The sequence below is a fragment of the Tropicibacter alexandrii genome, from assembly GCF_003667315.2.
GTDB lineage: Bacteria > Pseudomonadota > Alphaproteobacteria > Rhodobacterales > Rhodobacteraceae > Tropicibacter > Tropicibacter alexandrii.
The window spans coordinates 55,885-72,211 of the sequence record NZ_RCTZ02000023.1; the positions used below are offsets into that span (position 1 = coordinate 55,885).

The 16,327-nt window shown below is 61.2% G+C and carries 9 protein-coding genes; 4 read left to right on the top strand and 5 right to left on the bottom strand.

Annotated elements, in window-relative coordinates; all coding sequences use genetic code 11:
- Positions 1-59: 59 nt before the first annotated feature.
- The 5 genes from D8Z78_RS20770 to D8Z78_RS20790 form a co-directional block, all read right to left on the bottom strand.
- Positions 60-1,892 (bottom strand): TniQ family protein, encoded by a 1,833-nt coding sequence (locus D8Z78_RS20770; RefSeq protein ID WP_164933044.1) that lies wholly within the window; start codon positions 1,890-1,892, stop codon positions 60-62.
- A 49-nt stretch (positions 1,893-1,941) separates the two neighbouring features.
- Entirely contained in the window at positions 1,942-2,883 is a 942-nt protein-coding gene (locus D8Z78_RS20775; RefSeq protein ID WP_164933045.1) for a TniB family NTP-binding protein, read from the bottom strand.
- A 14-nt stretch (positions 2,884-2,897) separates the two neighbouring features.
- A complete protein-coding gene (locus D8Z78_RS20780) occupies positions 2,898-5,279 on the bottom strand; it encodes a Mu transposase C-terminal domain-containing protein (RefSeq protein ID WP_121632548.1) in 2,382 nt (793 codons plus the stop codon).
- Positions 5,279-5,953: a hypothetical protein gene (locus D8Z78_RS20785; RefSeq protein ID WP_128910881.1), complete on the bottom strand. Its 675-nt coding sequence runs from the start codon at positions 5,951-5,953 to the stop codon at positions 5,279-5,281. The genes D8Z78_RS20780 and D8Z78_RS20785 overlap by 1 nt, the downstream gene beginning before the upstream one ends.
- Positions 5,954-6,265: 312 nt before the next feature.
- Positions 6,266-11,113 carry a RecQ family ATP-dependent DNA helicase gene (locus D8Z78_RS20790; RefSeq protein WP_420824332.1) on the bottom strand — a complete coding sequence of 1,616 codons (4,848 nt, stop codon included), beginning with the start codon at positions 11,111-11,113 and terminating at the stop codon, positions 6,266-6,268.
- Between the two features lie 33 nt (positions 11,114-11,146).
- Between D8Z78_RS20790 and D8Z78_RS25105 the strand changes: the two genes are divergently transcribed.
- The 4 genes from D8Z78_RS25105 to D8Z78_RS20805 all read left to right on the top strand — a co-directional run bounded on the left by D8Z78_RS25105 (position 11,147) and on the right by D8Z78_RS20805 (position 16,008).
- The gene (locus D8Z78_RS25105; RefSeq protein WP_240672207.1) at positions 11,147-11,365 is read left to right on the top strand and encodes a hypothetical protein; all 219 of its coding nucleotides are present in this window, start codon (positions 11,147-11,149) and stop codon (positions 11,363-11,365) included.
- 234 nt (positions 11,366-11,599) lie between these two features.
- Positions 11,600-12,190 (top strand): class I SAM-dependent methyltransferase, encoded by a 591-nt coding sequence (locus D8Z78_RS20795; RefSeq protein ID WP_121632551.1) that lies wholly within the window; start codon positions 11,600-11,602, stop codon positions 12,188-12,190.
- 54 nt (positions 12,191-12,244) lie between these two features.
- Positions 12,245-15,352 carry a DUF3427 domain-containing protein gene (locus D8Z78_RS20800; RefSeq protein WP_164933046.1) on the top strand — a complete coding sequence of 1,036 codons (3,108 nt, stop codon included), beginning with the start codon at positions 12,245-12,247 and terminating at the stop codon, positions 15,350-15,352.
- Positions 15,353-15,675: 323 nt separating this feature from the next.
- On the top strand, positions 15,676-16,008 hold the full coding sequence (locus D8Z78_RS20805; protein ID WP_128910882.1) for a hypothetical protein: 333 nt from the start codon (positions 15,676-15,678) through the stop codon (positions 16,006-16,008).
- Positions 16,009-16,327 lie beyond the last annotated feature (319 nt).

The following is a 16,327-nucleotide window of genomic DNA, read 5'->3' on the forward strand; positions in this document are numbered from 1 at the left end:
TATACAATAAGACATCACCGCAGGCAAGTCACAGCCGAGGACCGATAGGGCCCATTATGTTACATGCCGAGAACTCGATGTGTATCAGCGCGACGGTAGAGGTCTGCACCGATTTCGGCATGGGAAAATGCGGGGCGGATGCGAGCGTGGCGCATGCGGCGGGACAAGCTCTCCGCCCCCATCCCGAAGAGCTCGAGTGACCGGGAAGCACTGATCAAATCCGCCGCGACCCTGGCCACCGCATCGGCTTCGAAACGGTGAACGAGGTGTGTCCCCTTCTCCGGCGGGATGATCCGCGACGACAGGACGCCCCGATCAACCAGTGCCCAGCCCGCCTCGTTCGGCACGCGTAGGGTTTCGAACGCCTTTTGGGACGAGAGGCCCGTCAGCAGGTCACGGACAAGCACCTTGACTGCCGCCGGATCGACGCGCAGCGCGGCCAGCCCTTCGCCTTCCACGCGCACGGCGTCATGCAGATGACCGCCGAACAGCAGGTGCAGGACGTCGACGCCACGGCACTTGGCCTTTTCCGCGGCCTTCGCGATGGGCACGAAGTCTGCCGGAGCGGTGGTGACCAAAGGCGCTGCCTGCGCGACCCGCGCACGAACTCCGTCGATTTCATCCTGGGCTACCGCTTTGCGGGTGCGACCCGAAGCGTCCGGCCGGTCACCCGCCAGAGGGGTTAGCAGGCGATCGTCCATGAGCTGATCCGCCAGCGGGCGGCTGCACCCCAGCGCCTTCGGCAAGGAGATGACCGTCACCATGCGCTGCATTTGCGCCGCGACCGTTCGGCCTGCCTGTGCGTCAAACGCATGGTGCACCTGCTCGTCGGACGGGACGAGGCCGCGCGCGATCAGCAGTTTGCGCAGAGTGCGCGGGTCAAGCCTTTGCTCGGAGGCCAGCGACGCAACCGTGTGCAAGCGACGTTCCGGGAGCGTCTTGCCCAGAACTTCCGTCCCGGCCTCCAGCGCGAAACGCTCGAAGATAACCTCTCCCAGGATATCCGTCAGCGCGCCGTGTTTGCCCAACGAACGTGCGCCACTCATGGCGGTGTAGAGGCGACCAAAGATCTTCTGCGGGCCGGGCTTGCTGCTGCCGTGCTCGAAGGCATCGAACATCCTGTTCAGGTAAGCACGGACGCCCACCTCTCCCTGCGCTATGATGGAAAAGCCCACGCGCCCCGCTTCGTCGCGCTGCTCGTCCGTGAGTTCGGCCAGATTGACCGACGTGCCAAAGGCGACCACCGCGCCGAGCAATTCGGCGGCGCGAACCACGCAATCCAGCGTCTGAGCATCGAGCCATGCCGGGCCCGACTGCCCCTCGAGACGCGAGACGACGTAGGTTTGCAGCGGCGAAACCGGGCGTGCAGGCTGTGCCGCGATCTCTGCCATCAGCGGCGCACCCGGAGCCGGGGCACGGTAACCCAGTTCGAGCAACTCGCCATCGTGGAAGTCCTTGTCGAGCCGGACCAGAGCAATGCCGTGCTCTGGACAGGTCCGGACAACGTCGAGCGCCCAGAACCAGCGGTGACGACGCGCCTTGGCGGGGTGTCCGTCAATGGCCTGATCGTCTGCGTGCAAGCAGGCCGGGCAATATGCCGTCTTCGGCCGCGCAAAGAGTTCCGCAGGAAGAACCTGTCCGCGCAAACGGTAAGCCCGTTTGCCGACGCGGATAGGCGTGTTGTGTTCAACCGCCGCCCGATCCGTTCCGGACACCTCTGCCAGCCGCGCAACGGCCTCCGGCTCTCCGGACACCATTGCCATTGGGGCTATGCCGACATCCCGCAGGAAAGCCGTCAACCGCCCGCCGGTGTGGAACGTTGCCAAACGGGCGGCGAAGGACAGCGCGGATTCCAGCGCATCGAATGCGAAGTACGGCTTGAGAAGCGACATGGGACTGTCTCCGAAGATTGCGGAAAGGAAAGGCGGCGCTTTGAAGACGTCAGTCCTCGGTGAGGCGTTCCACATCGACACGCGACCAATGACGCGTGAGGTACACGTTGTCCGCAGTGGCGCAGCTGGACTTGACCGCATACGCCTCGACAAAATGCCCGCGTTCCAGCGAGGTCGCACCTTCATCGAGGGCAATGTCGATTGTATCGAGCAAATATTCGATGAATTGCCCAAGGCGCGACTGCGCAGCATGGATCATGCGGCCAAGCAACTCATCCTCAAAGCTCGGCGCATCAAGTCCAGCCTTCCGGCAATAACTTGCGACGATACCGCGCAACATGGCTGCGTCGGCGCCCGCATCGATATCCTGAAGGCGCATCTTGTTGAAACGCCGCGTGATCTGCCGGTCTGTCGCCGCGATCTGCTGAAGGGCATCGACGCCGCTCAGGATGACGATGACAGAGCCCTCGCCCTGCATCTGCGCCTTCAGGAGGTTGAGGATATTCTGGGTGTCCTTCGGGCTCGATTTGCCGAACAGGTCCTGCGCCTCGTCGATCCAGAGAACGATTGTCCCCAGCTCGGACAGTCGGTGCCGCACGATGTCCCAAATTTCCCGCTCGACACGCCGTGTGTTCACGTCCGGGTATTCAGTGGCTTTGAGGATCGCGACACCAAGACCTTTCGTCGTGGCCGGGCTCGGCACGCGGGCTGCGATCCAGGGACGCTGACGCGTTGCGTCGGGTTGCATCGCGGGATGGCGCGACAGGGCGCGCTCGATCATCCGCGTCTTGCCCGCGCCGGACTTGGCCAGAACCATGAGGCCCCGGGTCTCAAAGGTGCGGGTAAAGTGGCGCGGCATCGGCAGGGTGTTGCCTTGCCCATCGGTGCGAAGAAGCCGGTCAAAAACGGCTTCGAAATTCTCGTCGCGCGCGGTCGCGACGTACGCATCCCGCAGCTCCTGGCCAAGGTCCTGGCCAGGAAGGGTTTCCATGGTGCACATGATTGTCATTCCTCGAAGGTAAATCCGTTGGTGTCGTCGGATGCGTCAGGCGCGCTGCGCCCGCTCCGTCGACGCCGGGGAAGTACGTTCGAAGTGTCCGGCGCGGAAAAAGATTCCGGGGTGGTTTCGGACGACGTGGTTACCGAATTGCTTTGATCCGCGGAAGGCGTGAGGACCTCGTCTGCGCCCAAAGCCTCCTCGTCGTTATAGACCTGCGCCTCTTCGACCGTCGCGGCACCGTTCGGTGCCGCATTCCCGGAGTCGGCACCATGATTGCGTACGGCGGATGGGTCGTCGTTGTCCAAGCGCTTACGCAGCGCCGTGCCGTAGCGCGGAGCCGGGCTGCCCTTGGCGGCCACATCAACCACGGGTTCCTTCTCCTCCGGAAAATCGAAGCTCATCAGGAAGCTGTCCTCGATGCGCTGCCTTTCTTCCTCGGAAAACGCCTGATGGATGACGCCTTCGCGACGGACGGCCTCGTCATTGATTTCCTTGATGGCCTGGATCGCCTTGGCGATCACCAGCGCGTTCACCTCCATGCTGCGTCGGCAGCGGGCATTGATCTCGACCAGTGCAAGCCGCCACTCCCGAGCCGTCAGCCCCTTCGCCCACGAATGAACCGCAGGGACACGGATCCAGTCGGCATTGCCCATCTTTACGAAGATCCCGCCGAGATCGCTCGGATGCCAGCGCACAGTCATTTTCCGATTCCTGTGCCGCATCATCCATTCCGCCAGGGCGCGGTTGTGGTAGCGGATGTTCATGATGGTGATACCGTCGCGCTGAAGCTCGCGGGTTTCTTCCTGTCCGAAAGCAAGCAGGCGCGTATTCTTGTTCGGCGGCGGGGTCACACCGAATTTCCGGCTGAGCCGGTTCCAGCAATCGAACGGTGTTTCCTTGGCCAGCCCCTTATGGGGTTTCAGATGATAAACGTCGACGATCCATCGTGTCAGGATCTGGCAAAACTCCTCGACCGTCAGAGCGGCGGTCTTGTCGGGATCGCTGTCGCCCTTTTCTGCGACACTGCGGAACGTCCTGCCGCTCAGTCGGCCCATCAGCTGAACCCCGATGGTATCGAACATGCGTTCGATGCGCCCTTTTTGGCGGGGATCCCCGGCGGGACAATGTTCATAGTCGAGGCCGCATGCGATGGCGGCCTGGCGGACCCGCTCCGAGATGTTGTGTTCGCCGCAATCACCGAGGATCAGCCCCGGCTTGCCATGCATGTGCCAAGATGATTGCGCGCCGACGGCTTCTGCGAGTTTATGCTTGTCCTCGAAGATCATCGCCATGGTCGCCAACGCGCTTTCGGCGGTGCAGGTCAGCGAAATCGTCATCCCGAGAATGCAACGCGTCGCGGCATCGATCGCCATCGTGACCCAAACCCGGATTTTCTTCTTCGCAGAGATCAGCTCCTTCATCTCGGCAGGAATGAAGTCCCAGATGCCGAGCTTGCCGACTATCGTCTTGAGGTCCGCGTGATACTCATCGAACATCACGACCTGAAGCGGGCGTTCCGCCTGAAATCCTTCACCCACGGGCGAAAACTCATCGCGGGCGGCGTCATGGCCAAGCCGTGCAAGATGGGATTCGAACGGGTCGAGCTGAAGGATCTTCTGCCGGGTGAATTCACGCGAAGGCTTCAGAAGCAACGGCGGTTCACCTTTGCCGCCTTTCATCTCGTGCTCGCGCCTGCGCCGCTCGTTTTCGAGCGTGATGGCAGTACAGACATCTTCATGGATCTGGGATTGCGTAGGCCGGTTCCCGTGCATGAAACCGGCAATGATCGGCAGAACGAAAGCGTTCAATTCGGGCGAGTGGCGCGCTTCGCGATTGCCGCGGCCACGCCGGTTATCGTAGAGGCCGATGGCCCCCTTCTGTTGGAATTTCTTTTTCCAGCGCAAGAGTGTCTTCGGTGAATGCCACGCGGGCCGGACAGTGTCGCCATTCACCTTCAAAGCGTACAGCTTCTCCGCACGCTGGATGATGTCCTCCTTGGCCGCCGCGATCGAATCTTCCGTGAACGTCAAACGCTTCTCGCGATGCAGCTCCAGCAGAGCCTGCAGGAGCACTTTGCGCCGTTTCGCATCCTGATGTTCGTCCGGCGTCCGCGACGCCACGAATTTGGCCGTTTCCATTTCGGCATATGCCGAACTGGAGTGCACCGGTTTCGTCACCGGGTTATGGGTCAGCTTTCCAAGTGCTGCGTAGTGCGCCAATTGGGCATTCGTGAATTCCTGCGGAACTCGGTGTCCAGACTGCGGCAGAAAGGCGTATCTCCCGTCCAGCCTGTGCAAGACAGTCCAGGCAGTCTTGTCGAGAATGACCTCATCGCCCGTTTCCAGAGCATATTGAGGCGTTACATCGCTGGGAACCATATCCAACATCAGTTTGCACTCCGACGCACCAGTGTATTCTCACCGATCCGTTCATGATGGATGGTTTCCAGCTCTCCGCACCGCAAAAGGCGCACGATGGCGCGGAAACCTTGGCCATCGAAGCCCACCAAGTGCTGGAAATCTTGGATTCGAATGGCGCCTTGCAGGGTTTGCAAGACGCGCCGCGCGGCCGCATCAATGATCGGTTCGTCCTGACGCATCTCGTGGAACATGACCGCATTGTGGAGGTCGATCGGGTCGAGATCATCTTCGGTCATGAGGACCACGTCTTCGGCAAAACTTGCGGGCACCTCCGCGGCGATGGTCTCGAGCTCGCCCATCAAGCGCGCACTTTCCGTCCGATGAGACCCTTTGACCATGATTGCGACGCGCGTGCCGTCATCATGGCTGACACGGAAATCGAAATAGTGGGTCGCTTTGTTTCCATCAGGCTTAGTCCATTCGCAAGGAACCTGATTTTCGATCGCGACGACGTCCATCCTGGCGATCAGGCAAAGGCAGGTCATGTATTCGGTGTGGCTTTCGAAATCGAGGTGGCAGGGGTCGTCTGCGGTCCCCAGGACCATCTGGCCAGTGAAGTGATTGCGGCGCCCTTTCGCCACCTTTCGGGCTCCGGAGATTTTTCTCGGCATGACGAACGTGGCGTCAGGTGTGATGTACATGAGTCACCTCTGCGTGAAGCTGCGTGGAGGTGGACGGCTCGTGATCCTTTTCTCGAGCCGAGACGCTTCTGCGTGCTCACGGTGCCAGACCAATGTTCTGTCCCTCGGGAGGCCTGGCGTGTCCGACGGGGACATTGGCTGATCGAAAAATTTCGGAAATCAACAATCGGTTTCCACTTTCGAAACGGCGGAGTCTCAAGGGGAAGCCGGAATAGTTTAATAATTTTCAGATGCTTAATTTGACGCTTTGCGGAAACTGTTGGCTTGTACATCTGCGCCTTTGTATTTTGTCCGGCGCAATAACGAACAGGTTTACTCCAGCACGATCTCAGGCAGGACAACCTCCCAACTGTCCTGTTGAAGCTTCCCACGATGCTCCTCGCCGCTTTCATGGGCATGGCGTGCGACGATGGCACCGATCATGGCAGAAACGACACGCTGCCCATCAGGTACCGCCCACCCGCCTTTCATGGCGATCAGTCTCCGTCCCTGTCGGTCTTGCACCCACCAGCGCCCGTTCTGCTGGCTCAGAGTGACGGGATCACCCGTCTGCGCCTGAGCAATAGCGTTGAGACTGACATAGCCTGTCCGTAGCCGCCCGGCCCAGTCGATGAACACCTGGCTCATGTCTGGCATGAGGTAGGTCCTGTCCGGGGGCAAGTCCTTCACTTCCGGCAAGGCGGCGTGCCGGCGCAGGATGCTATCGCCAGTGGATGGCAAGAAGGCATGCGCGCCCTGTGTCATCACGGCAAGGCTGCGGCGGGCACGGGTCATGGCGACATAGAAAAGCCGGCGCGGCGCATCGAGATCCTCGTTCCGTGATGGCCGATCCCAACCGCCGTTCAGGATAACAACGTCATCGAATTCAAGCCCTTTTGCGCGGTGGGCAGTCATAAGCAACAGCCCATGCTGCTCCCCTCGTGCGTCTCGCGCCCACTCGCCGAACCACTCCACCAGATCGGGGACCGAGGCCGACCCGGTTCCGATTTCCTGCACCAAAGCAGCGACGCCCTCGGCGATTAGATCGGACCAACGATTGCGAGGAAGAGTGTTCACGACCTCCAGCAAATCCGTCACGTCCAGCAGGCGTGTCCGATCGCGGCTGATGCCATCGATGAATTGCCGCATCTCGCGCAAACGCCATAGGCTGGGCAGGCTTTCGTTGGCCATTTCAACCGGAATACCCTGCGCCTCGGCGTAGGCACGAACCGGGGCGAGCTGCCGCCAGTTGCGCGCGATGATGGCTGTGCGCGACCAGTTCCAGCCGGGCTCCAGCGCCGCCAGCCGCTGCAACTCTGTCACGGCGGCCACCGCCTGCGCACGGTCCCCTGGCGGGCATTGCAGCAACTGAACGCGCCCCTGTCCCACGGGATCGCCTTCGGCCATCACCCCGCCCAACGGTTCCTTGCGACGGTTGCGGTCGATGGTGATGTCGTGGCCAAGCTTCATCCTGTCAGACGCACCGGCGATCACCGTATTCGACGCCGCGATGATGTGGCCGGTCGAGCGGTAGTTCTCGACCAGATATTCGGGCCGCGCGCGGTAATCCTGTTCGAACTGGCGGATGTAACGGATCGACGCGCCCGCAAAGGCGTAGATGTTCTGGTCGTCATCGCCCACGGCGAAGAGGCTCAGTTTCATGTCCTCGTCTTCGATCGTCCGCCCGGCGACGGCGGCAATCAGGGCGTATTCCTCAGGTCCGACGTCTTGATACTCGTCGACCAGAATCCAGCGATAGCCTTGGATCAAAGTCTCACGCTGCGCCTCGGCCTCTGTCTTGCTCAGCCCCTCGCCATTCAACTGGCGCACGGCTTCCATGACGATGCCGTCGAAATCACGGCTTTCTGCCTGCAATCCCGCGAAACTCGCGCCCACCAGCCGCATGGCCATCGCATGACAGGTGGACACCGTCACACCAAACGCCTCATCCCCGATCAGGTGCCGCAGCCGCGCACGGATTTCGACCGCTGCGTGGCGGTTGTAGCTGAGCACGAGGATACTGCGCGGGTCTTCGCGGCGTACGCGGATCAGGTAGGCGATACGATGGACCAAAACCCGCGTCTTGCCAGAACCGGGCCCGGCAAGAACAAGCACGTTGGTGGCATCCCTGTCGTCGGCCACGATCTTTTGTTGCACGGGATTGCCGAGGGACTCGACCACAGCTGCCCAGGATTTGCCCGTTGTCTGGCGTTTGACCTCTGTCGTCCGACCCTTCATCCAGCGGCCCATGAAGCCTTCCTGATCGAGGGAGAAATAGTCCTCGGACAGGCGCATGGCATCGGGCATGGATGACAGCCCGGTTTCCGCATAGGCGGCCATCACATGGGTCTGGACCGTCTGTTCGTCGTAATGCTCTTGCAGCGGCGCGAAATCCTTGACCAGGAATTGCGTCTTGCCCGGAGCGAGCTGCACCGTCATCGCGGGCCGGAACACGGTCAGGCCCTTGCCCAGCGTCACGACCTCCTGTTCATGCAGCCACAGGAGCGCGCGGTCCATCAGCCGCGTCATTTCCTTTACCTGAGCGCGCAGGAACGCATCGCCCGTAAGACTTGCCAGCATATCACCCAGCGTGGTTTCGACCTGCTGATCCTTCCCGCGCTGGCCCTTTTCGAGCCGCCCAAGCAAGTGCTCGACCAGCGCCTCACCGGCTTGCCTGCGCAGCGCTGCGGATTGTTCCAAAACGGACCACGCGCGCTGCAAGGCCACGAACAGCGTATCGCGCGACGCCTTGCGCAGGCGAACATTGCCCTTGCCACCGTCGAGATCGCGGCCATCGCGAGCCATGCCCCGCAGCAACTTCTCGACCACGTCTGGGCGCACATGGCTGTGGCCTGCATCCCGCAGCTTCTGGCAGGCCAATTGCAGGTTGAACGGCGTGCTGACCTGATCCTCGGCGTCGGGCGCCTCTTCCCGCATCAATGCAATGAGATCGGTTTCCAACCGGGTCGCCTGCGTCAGACGCTTGCGGGAATCGTCCGCGACTCCGGAATGCACGAACACGGTCACCGCCGTGTCGTTGCGCGCAATGCCGAGGCTTTCCAGGTCGGCCAGCGCCTTGGTCAACTGGCCTCCGGTGAGACCGCTGACACCTGTCAGTTCATCGGTGGAAATACCTTCGTCCGGTGGGGCATTCATCAGGTGGCGGACAAGGTCCATCAACTGCGTGCGCCGCACCCCCGCGATCTGGGCTTTGTCGATCCTTGTGCCCGCCTCGTCGAGGCTGCGGACCCGCAGTGAAGATGGGAAGACCTGAACCCGGTTTTCCTCGCGCGACAGCAACTTGGCTTCTTCCAGCCAGGACAGGGCCGTCTTGACCCGCGTGTCATCTGTCGCGCTCTCACGCTGAAACTCGCGGTCGTGTTCCTGACGCACAATCTCACCCGAGGTCGCGACGACAGTTCCGGTGCTACGCGTGCGTTGATCCATGCGGCGCACGGCTTTCAGGATCGCTCCAATTTCTTTTCGGTCGAGCCGAGATCGAGCGGACAACTGGAACTGCCGCTCAACGTCATCGGGGGCGTATAGCAGCACGCAGTTGGCATGATCGCGGTCACGCCCGGCGCGACCGGCTTCCTGCAAGTAATTCTCCAGCGACCCCGGAATGTCGCCATGCACCACCAACCGGATATCCGGCTTGTCGATCCCCATACCAAAGGCATTGGTCGCCGCGATGACCCGCAATTCGCCAACGCGGAAGCGTTCCTGGATGGTTTTCTTCTCATCTGGCGTAAGACCCGCGTGATAGCGTTCCGCCGACAGCCCCTGTTGTTGCAGGAACTGCGCCACATCTTCGGTCGATTTCCGGGTGGCGCAGTAGACCACAGCCCCCGAGGCGCCCTCGGACGGCAGGCGCTGCTCGATGACCTCCATGATGTCGGCAAGTTTCGTCCGCTTGCCGGTCGAGCGGACCTCGAAACTTAGGTTCGTCCGAGACGCCCCGCCATCCAGCAGCAACAGGTCCGTCCCAAGCCGCTGGTTGAAATGATCGCGGATGTCGCGCACGACCTCGGGCTTAGCGGTGGCGGTCAGGCAGATCACCGGTGCCGGGTCTTCGTCACCCGCCGTTTCCCGGATGAACCGCGAGATGTAGCGGTAATCGGGTCGGAAATCGTGGCCCCATTTCGACACGCAATGCGCCTCGTCGAGCACCCAAAGGCCGATCTCGCGCTGTTTCAGGACCGAGCGGACCGACACGCTGCGCAACTGTTCTGGCGAGATCAGCAACATGGCCGCATCCCCCATGCGGACCTTTTCCAGCGCGTCCTGCCGTTCTGGCAACGACAGCATCCCGTTCACCGTGACCGCCGAGGATATGCCCGTGCGCTCCATGCCAGCCACCTGATCAGCCATAAGCGCGACCAGCGGCGAAATCACGACGGTGAGCGCGCCGGTGCGGTCGAACTTCGCCAGCGCCGGGATTTGATAGCAGACGGATTTCCCCGTCCCGGTCGGCAGAATGCCCAGCAGGCTATTGCCGCGCATACCTTCATCCACGATGCGCTCTTGCAACGGACGGCCGTCGGCATCGGTGGGCGTCGGACGGAAGCCATCGAACCCGAACCATCGCGAGAGCGCTTTTACAGGATCACTCTTCTCACGGCACCAGGCACAATCCGGCGCATCACAGGCTGTGTCGCGCAGCCATTTGACCATACGCGCGGCATCGGGGAACTGCATCCGCACCCAAGGCGGCATGACGGAATCCCCGCCCGCGACCGAAATCCACGCCAGCGCGTAGGCCAATGGCCAGCCCGTCTGCGGCGAGCCGACTTGCTCCAACATGTGCCGCAGTGCCGTCCGGCAAGCTTCGCCTTCCAGCAATCGCCAGAGCACTTGCCGTGCCCGTTCAGCAGACGGCGCGCCCGCGCCACGGACGTGGGTAAACACGGCGTCGAAACCATGATCCTGCTCGCCGCGCGTCGTCAGGTAGTGGTAAGCGGCCACTGCATCCGGGAACTGTGCGTTCATCGTGCGGAAGGCGTCCAATTGGTTGCCCAGAACGTCGAAAACCAACCGCGCGTCGGCCTCGGGATCGTTCACATGTCCTGAAAGTAGCCGCCCATCATGATAGTGTTTTACGAGGTGGTGATACGGATTGCGCGGAAAGGCCAGCGGGTTAAGCCAGAGCGTGTCGATCGGGGCCTGAGCAAGCTTAGCCAATCCGGGCCGCATGGCCGCCAGATGCGGCAAGTCGTGCCGAAGGATGTTGTGCCCGATGAGATGCCGCGTGCCCCCGAGGTCCGCCTCCAGACGATCCAGCGCCGCGTCTATGTCCTTTTGGCACCTAATGGCGGGCGTATCGTCAAACCGCACAGCTGCCAGATCAAAGACCCGCGCCGTTTTCGGATCGACTTCGAGGTCGACGGACAGGCATTGCGCCAGAAACGGATCAGGCTGTTGGACGGCTTTTAACAGGGCGCACCGGCGAAGCTTTTTCAAATCAATAACATATGTGGCCCGGCGCACCCATTGCGGTCAAGCAAGACACGCAATTCCACTTGCCGATGCCGAGACACCTGTGATCCCAACGCACCGAAGCGCAACGCAAATGGCATCTACAGCGACGCCACTTTTTCCAAAGTGCATGCGATTGACAGCCCAATATCGCACCTGGAAGACTGCCACTGAAACCACTCCGGCTATTTGATGACTGAATTCTACGACACCCATACCGAGCAGTTCCTGAAAGACACGCGGGATGTCGATATGAAGGCGCTCCGTGACCGGTTTCTCGCAGCACTTCCGGCGAATGCGACACACACCGCACGCATTCTTGATGCCGGAACGGGGTCGGGCCGGGACGCACGCGCCTTTTGCAAATTGGGCTACCAAGTCCATGCCTTCGACGCGTCTCCCGCCATGGTGAGGGCTGCATGCGATTACGCCGGTATCCCCGTTCGCCAGATGTGGTTCGAGGATTTCACATGGGATCATTCCTTTGAAGGCATTTGGGCCTGCGCATCACTGCTGCATGTGCGGCGCCCCGACTTGCCCGCAGTGATGCGCTGTCTGGCGGATCATTTGGTGCCGGACGGCGTCCTCTATGCCTCCTTCAAGTTCGGCACCGAAGATCGGACGAAGGATGGCCGACATTTCACCGACATGACCGAAGAAACTCTGTCGGCCCTCCTGGACGAATGTTCGGCTCTACGGCAGGTTGAAACCTGGCGGTCCTCGGATCGTCGCCCGGATCGAGAAGAAGATATTTGGCTCAATGCCTTGCTGAGAAAATCCTAAAGAGTGTCCAACGATACCCCTGAATCAAGTCCGTGCCTGATTTGCGCCCCGTCCATGGACAATGTGTTCGAGTGCGACGCGCAGGTCATTCTGATCCGGAAGGGCGCGGGCCTCATCCTTGCGCCGCGGCGGCATGTGAAACGATGGCGCGATTTATCAGAGGCCGAGCAAACCGCCCTCATGACACGCATCGCCCCTACGCAGGCGATGTTGGAAACCGACGGTGCGCTGGCACCCACGACCTTTGTCGAGACAGAGCCGCATTTCCATCTTCGCATTGAGACACCGGCTATCGCGACCGGCCCGATCCCCGGCGCTCCACATGACAACCCGCTGATCTCTGGCGGCAAGGATGCCCTGCACGCACACCTGCGCCCCCTGATCGATCAGGCGCAGTCCGTCGATCTGGCCGTGTCCTTCCTGATGACGTCCGGGACCAAGCTGGTTCTGCCGCATCTTCGCGATCTGCTCGAACGCGGTGGGCAACTGCGGCTCCTCACCGGCGATTACCTCGACGTGACCGAGCCAACGGCCTTGCGACTGATGCAGGACTTGGAGCTCGATCGTCAGCTTTACGTTTTCCGCGCAAAGCGCATTCCGTTTCATCCAAAGGCCTGGATGTTCTCCTTTGCCGATGGGGCGGGCGCGCTGATCGTCGGATCATCGAACCTGTCGCGGTCCGCCCTCACCGAAGGCGTGGAGTGGAACCTGCGCCATTTCGACCGCTCTGACGCTCTGCCGCTGATGTCGGCGCGCAACGCCTTCGAAGACCTATTGGCCCGCCCCGAAGTTGCAGAGCTCTCCCCCGACTGGATCGACAGCTATGAGGTACGCCGGGTCGTCCCCCTGCCAACACAGTCAGGCGTGCCAGAAGAAGAACCAGAATACGCCCCCAAGCCGCACGCCATCCAGCAAGAAGCGCTGCAGGCCCTCGCGGCCACGCGCGCCAAGGGGTATCGCGCCGGACTGGTTGTTCTGGCCACCGGTCTTGGCAAGACCTTCCTTGCCGCCTTCGACAGCCAGCCCGCCAAGCGGGTTCTATTCGTCGCCCACCGCGAAGAGATCCTGACCCAAGCCATGGAAGCCTTTCGCGCCATTCGCCCGAAGGCACGGCTTGGGCGCTTTGGCGGAGGCGAAAAGGATTTTGACGCCGATGTGCTCTTTGCCTCGATCCAAACCCTTTCCCGCGCCCAGCACCTGAACCGCTTTGCGCCCGACGCCTTCGACTACATCGTCGTCGACGAATTCCATCATGCTGCCGCCGCGACCTACCGTCGGATCATCGACCATTTCACGCCGCAATTTCTGCTGGGCCTGACGGCAACGCCAGACCGCAGCGATGGCGGCGACCTCTTGGGCCTGTGCGAGGAAAACCTCGTTTATGAATGCGATCTATGGTCCGGCATCGACCGCGAATTGCTGAGCCCATTCAAGTATTTCGGTGTGCCCGACCCCGTGGAATACGCGCAGATCCCATGGCGCAGCGGCAAGTTCGATGAGGCCGCTTTGACCGAAGCCGTCGCCACGCAAGCGCGCGCCGAAAACGCGCTCGACCAGCTTTCCCTTCGAGGTGGCAAAAAGGCGATCGGCTTCTGCGTCTCGCGCCGCCATGCAGATTTCATGGCCGAGTTCTCGCGCGCCTGCAGCCTACGCGCCGTCGCAGTCCACTCCGGCGATACCTCCGCGCCACGCGCCAGCGCTCTGAAAGCTCTCGAAGACGGCGATCTCGATATCGTCTACGCGGTGGACATGTTCAACGAGGGCGTCGACGTGCCTTCCATTGATACCGTCCTCATGCTGCGCCCTACCGAAAGCCCGGTCATATGGCTTCAGCAACTTGGTCGGGGCCTGCGTCGATCGGCCGAGAAAACGCATTTGGCCGTGATCGACTATATAGGTAACCATCGGATCTTCCTAACCAAAGCGCGGACCCTGCTGCGCATCGGCGCAGGCGAAGGGGCGCTTCGCATCGCATTGGAAAAATTCGCACGCCATGAGATCAGCTTTCCGGCGGGGTGCGAAGTCACCTACGACCTCGAAGCGCTCGACATCCTACGGTCGCTGATCCGGCAGCCCCGCGATGGCGAGGAACTGACGGCCTTCTACCGAGACTTCCGCGACCGGCACGGAACACGCCCGACCGCCTCAGAAGTCCAACATGCTGGGTTCAACCCGGGCCGCACAGGCCACGCGGGTTGGCTCGGGTTCGTCAATGACATGGGCGACCTCACCGGCGAAGCCTTGGACGCCTGGACCGCGCACAAAGGCCTGCTCGACGAGATTGAGACCACGCGAATGACGCGCAGCTACAAGATGCTGGCCCTGCGCGGCATGATCGAGGCAGACGCCTTTCCCGGGCGCATCAGTGTTGCAGACCTCGCCGAACGCATCGCTCGGCTCGCCCGCCGCAACCCCGAGGTCAAGGCGGACCTCAGCGTTGATCCGGAGGATGCCGCCGCCATCCGCACCTTGCTGACCAAATTCCCGCTGAAACTGCTTGGCGAAACCGAATGGTTCCGGCTTGGCCCCGGCACGTTCGAAACCACTTTTGGCGATCATCATGATGCGCAGTTGACAAACCTTGCGTCAGAATTGGTCGACTGGCGCCTGCTGCGCCATTTTCAGACCCGTAGCGTGACATATGACCAGCCGGACCCGACATCGCTTGCAGAAGCTGCTGAAGCGCCGGGAAGCCGCCCGACGCCGCCGTCACTCGGCCCCCAAATATGGGATGAATACACGCGTGAACAGATCCCGCCCCTGTTCGGCGCGGTCTTCAACACCGGATCCTGGAATTCCGGCATTGTCGTGATCAGGGAAGCGAAGGCCATGATCCTGCTCGTGACCATGGACAAAAGCAGCATGTCGGTCGGCGACCAATATGCCGACGAATTCGCCAGCCCGACTCGCTTCGTTTGGCAAACCCAAACCAGCACGCGCCGCTCCAGCAGCCGTGGCATGATCATCTCGGGTGAAGACCCAGGCTGGACGATCCACCTGTTCGTACGGAAGTCCAAACTCCGCGACGGCCGCGCCGCGCCATTCCGCTACGCAGGCCCGGTGCGCTTCGCCGGATGGGAAGGCGAAGCTCCGATCACTGTTCAATGGGATTTGGCAGAACCAGTACCGACCGCCTTGCGGTCATTGTTTGAGGTGAAGTGAAGGGATTTGGATGCTCCTTCAGAGGGAATGGGCGGACTCCGGACCTTCGCCGCTGCAGCGAGCAATACAAGCTGTGAGATTGGAAGCCGACATTCAGACCGCCTCGAACGCGGGCTTGGCGCCGCACCGCCGCATGTCCGCTTCGAGCCCAGAGTGCGTGGTGCTGCACTTGGCACGAATGTCGGCTGACTACGTCCTTTCCATTTTTTGGGTATTTGGTAGCAAGAAGTATGGAAAAGCCAATGATAGCAAAAAGATCCGAATATAGGAGCTGGGCTTACGCCATTTTCATATGGGTTTTTCTGTGTGTGTGGCTGAGCGGAATGACCGCAGGGCTGATGGCCGGAGCGTGCCGGAATGATCGCTATGAGGGAGCGAAGAAGCTTCGGTTCTGCAATATTTCACTCGCCGCTGGTGCTTGGATGAAGTTCTCAACTCTCGAACGAGCAAAGGGGAGCCGCATAGATCTCGAAAGAGGGATCGCGCTTTCTCAGATAGGAGAGGTAGAGCAAGCGGTTGAAGCATTTGATGAGGCTTTGCGTAACGCACGAGCAAAGCCGGGCCCGTGGGAACAGGAACTCCACCGACGCATGCTTCAAATGAAGGACAACAACACGCTTGCGCTGTGGGTTTCAGTGGTCGAAGCCGCCAAATAGGAGACTTGAGGAGCTTAGTTGATTTCCAAAGCCGACATTGGCGCAGACGCAGCGAAAGCCCGTATTGTCCCGCTTCGCCGACCTTCGCCCTCCAAAAAATGCTGCACGATGGATGAATGACCGGTCTGGTGAAGCTGCACCGCAGCGCTTGACCGCATCGGCAATGGCCGGTTTGGGCGTATTGTGTTGAAAAACTCGTCCTTGATTGGGGGGGCGTCGACTGATTCAATTTCCATAATGGATGGGAGGGTCGGCGATGATGGGACCGCGGCAGGAGGCGCAGCCGGCGCTGTTCTATGAGTTCTCGCTGGAGGATCAT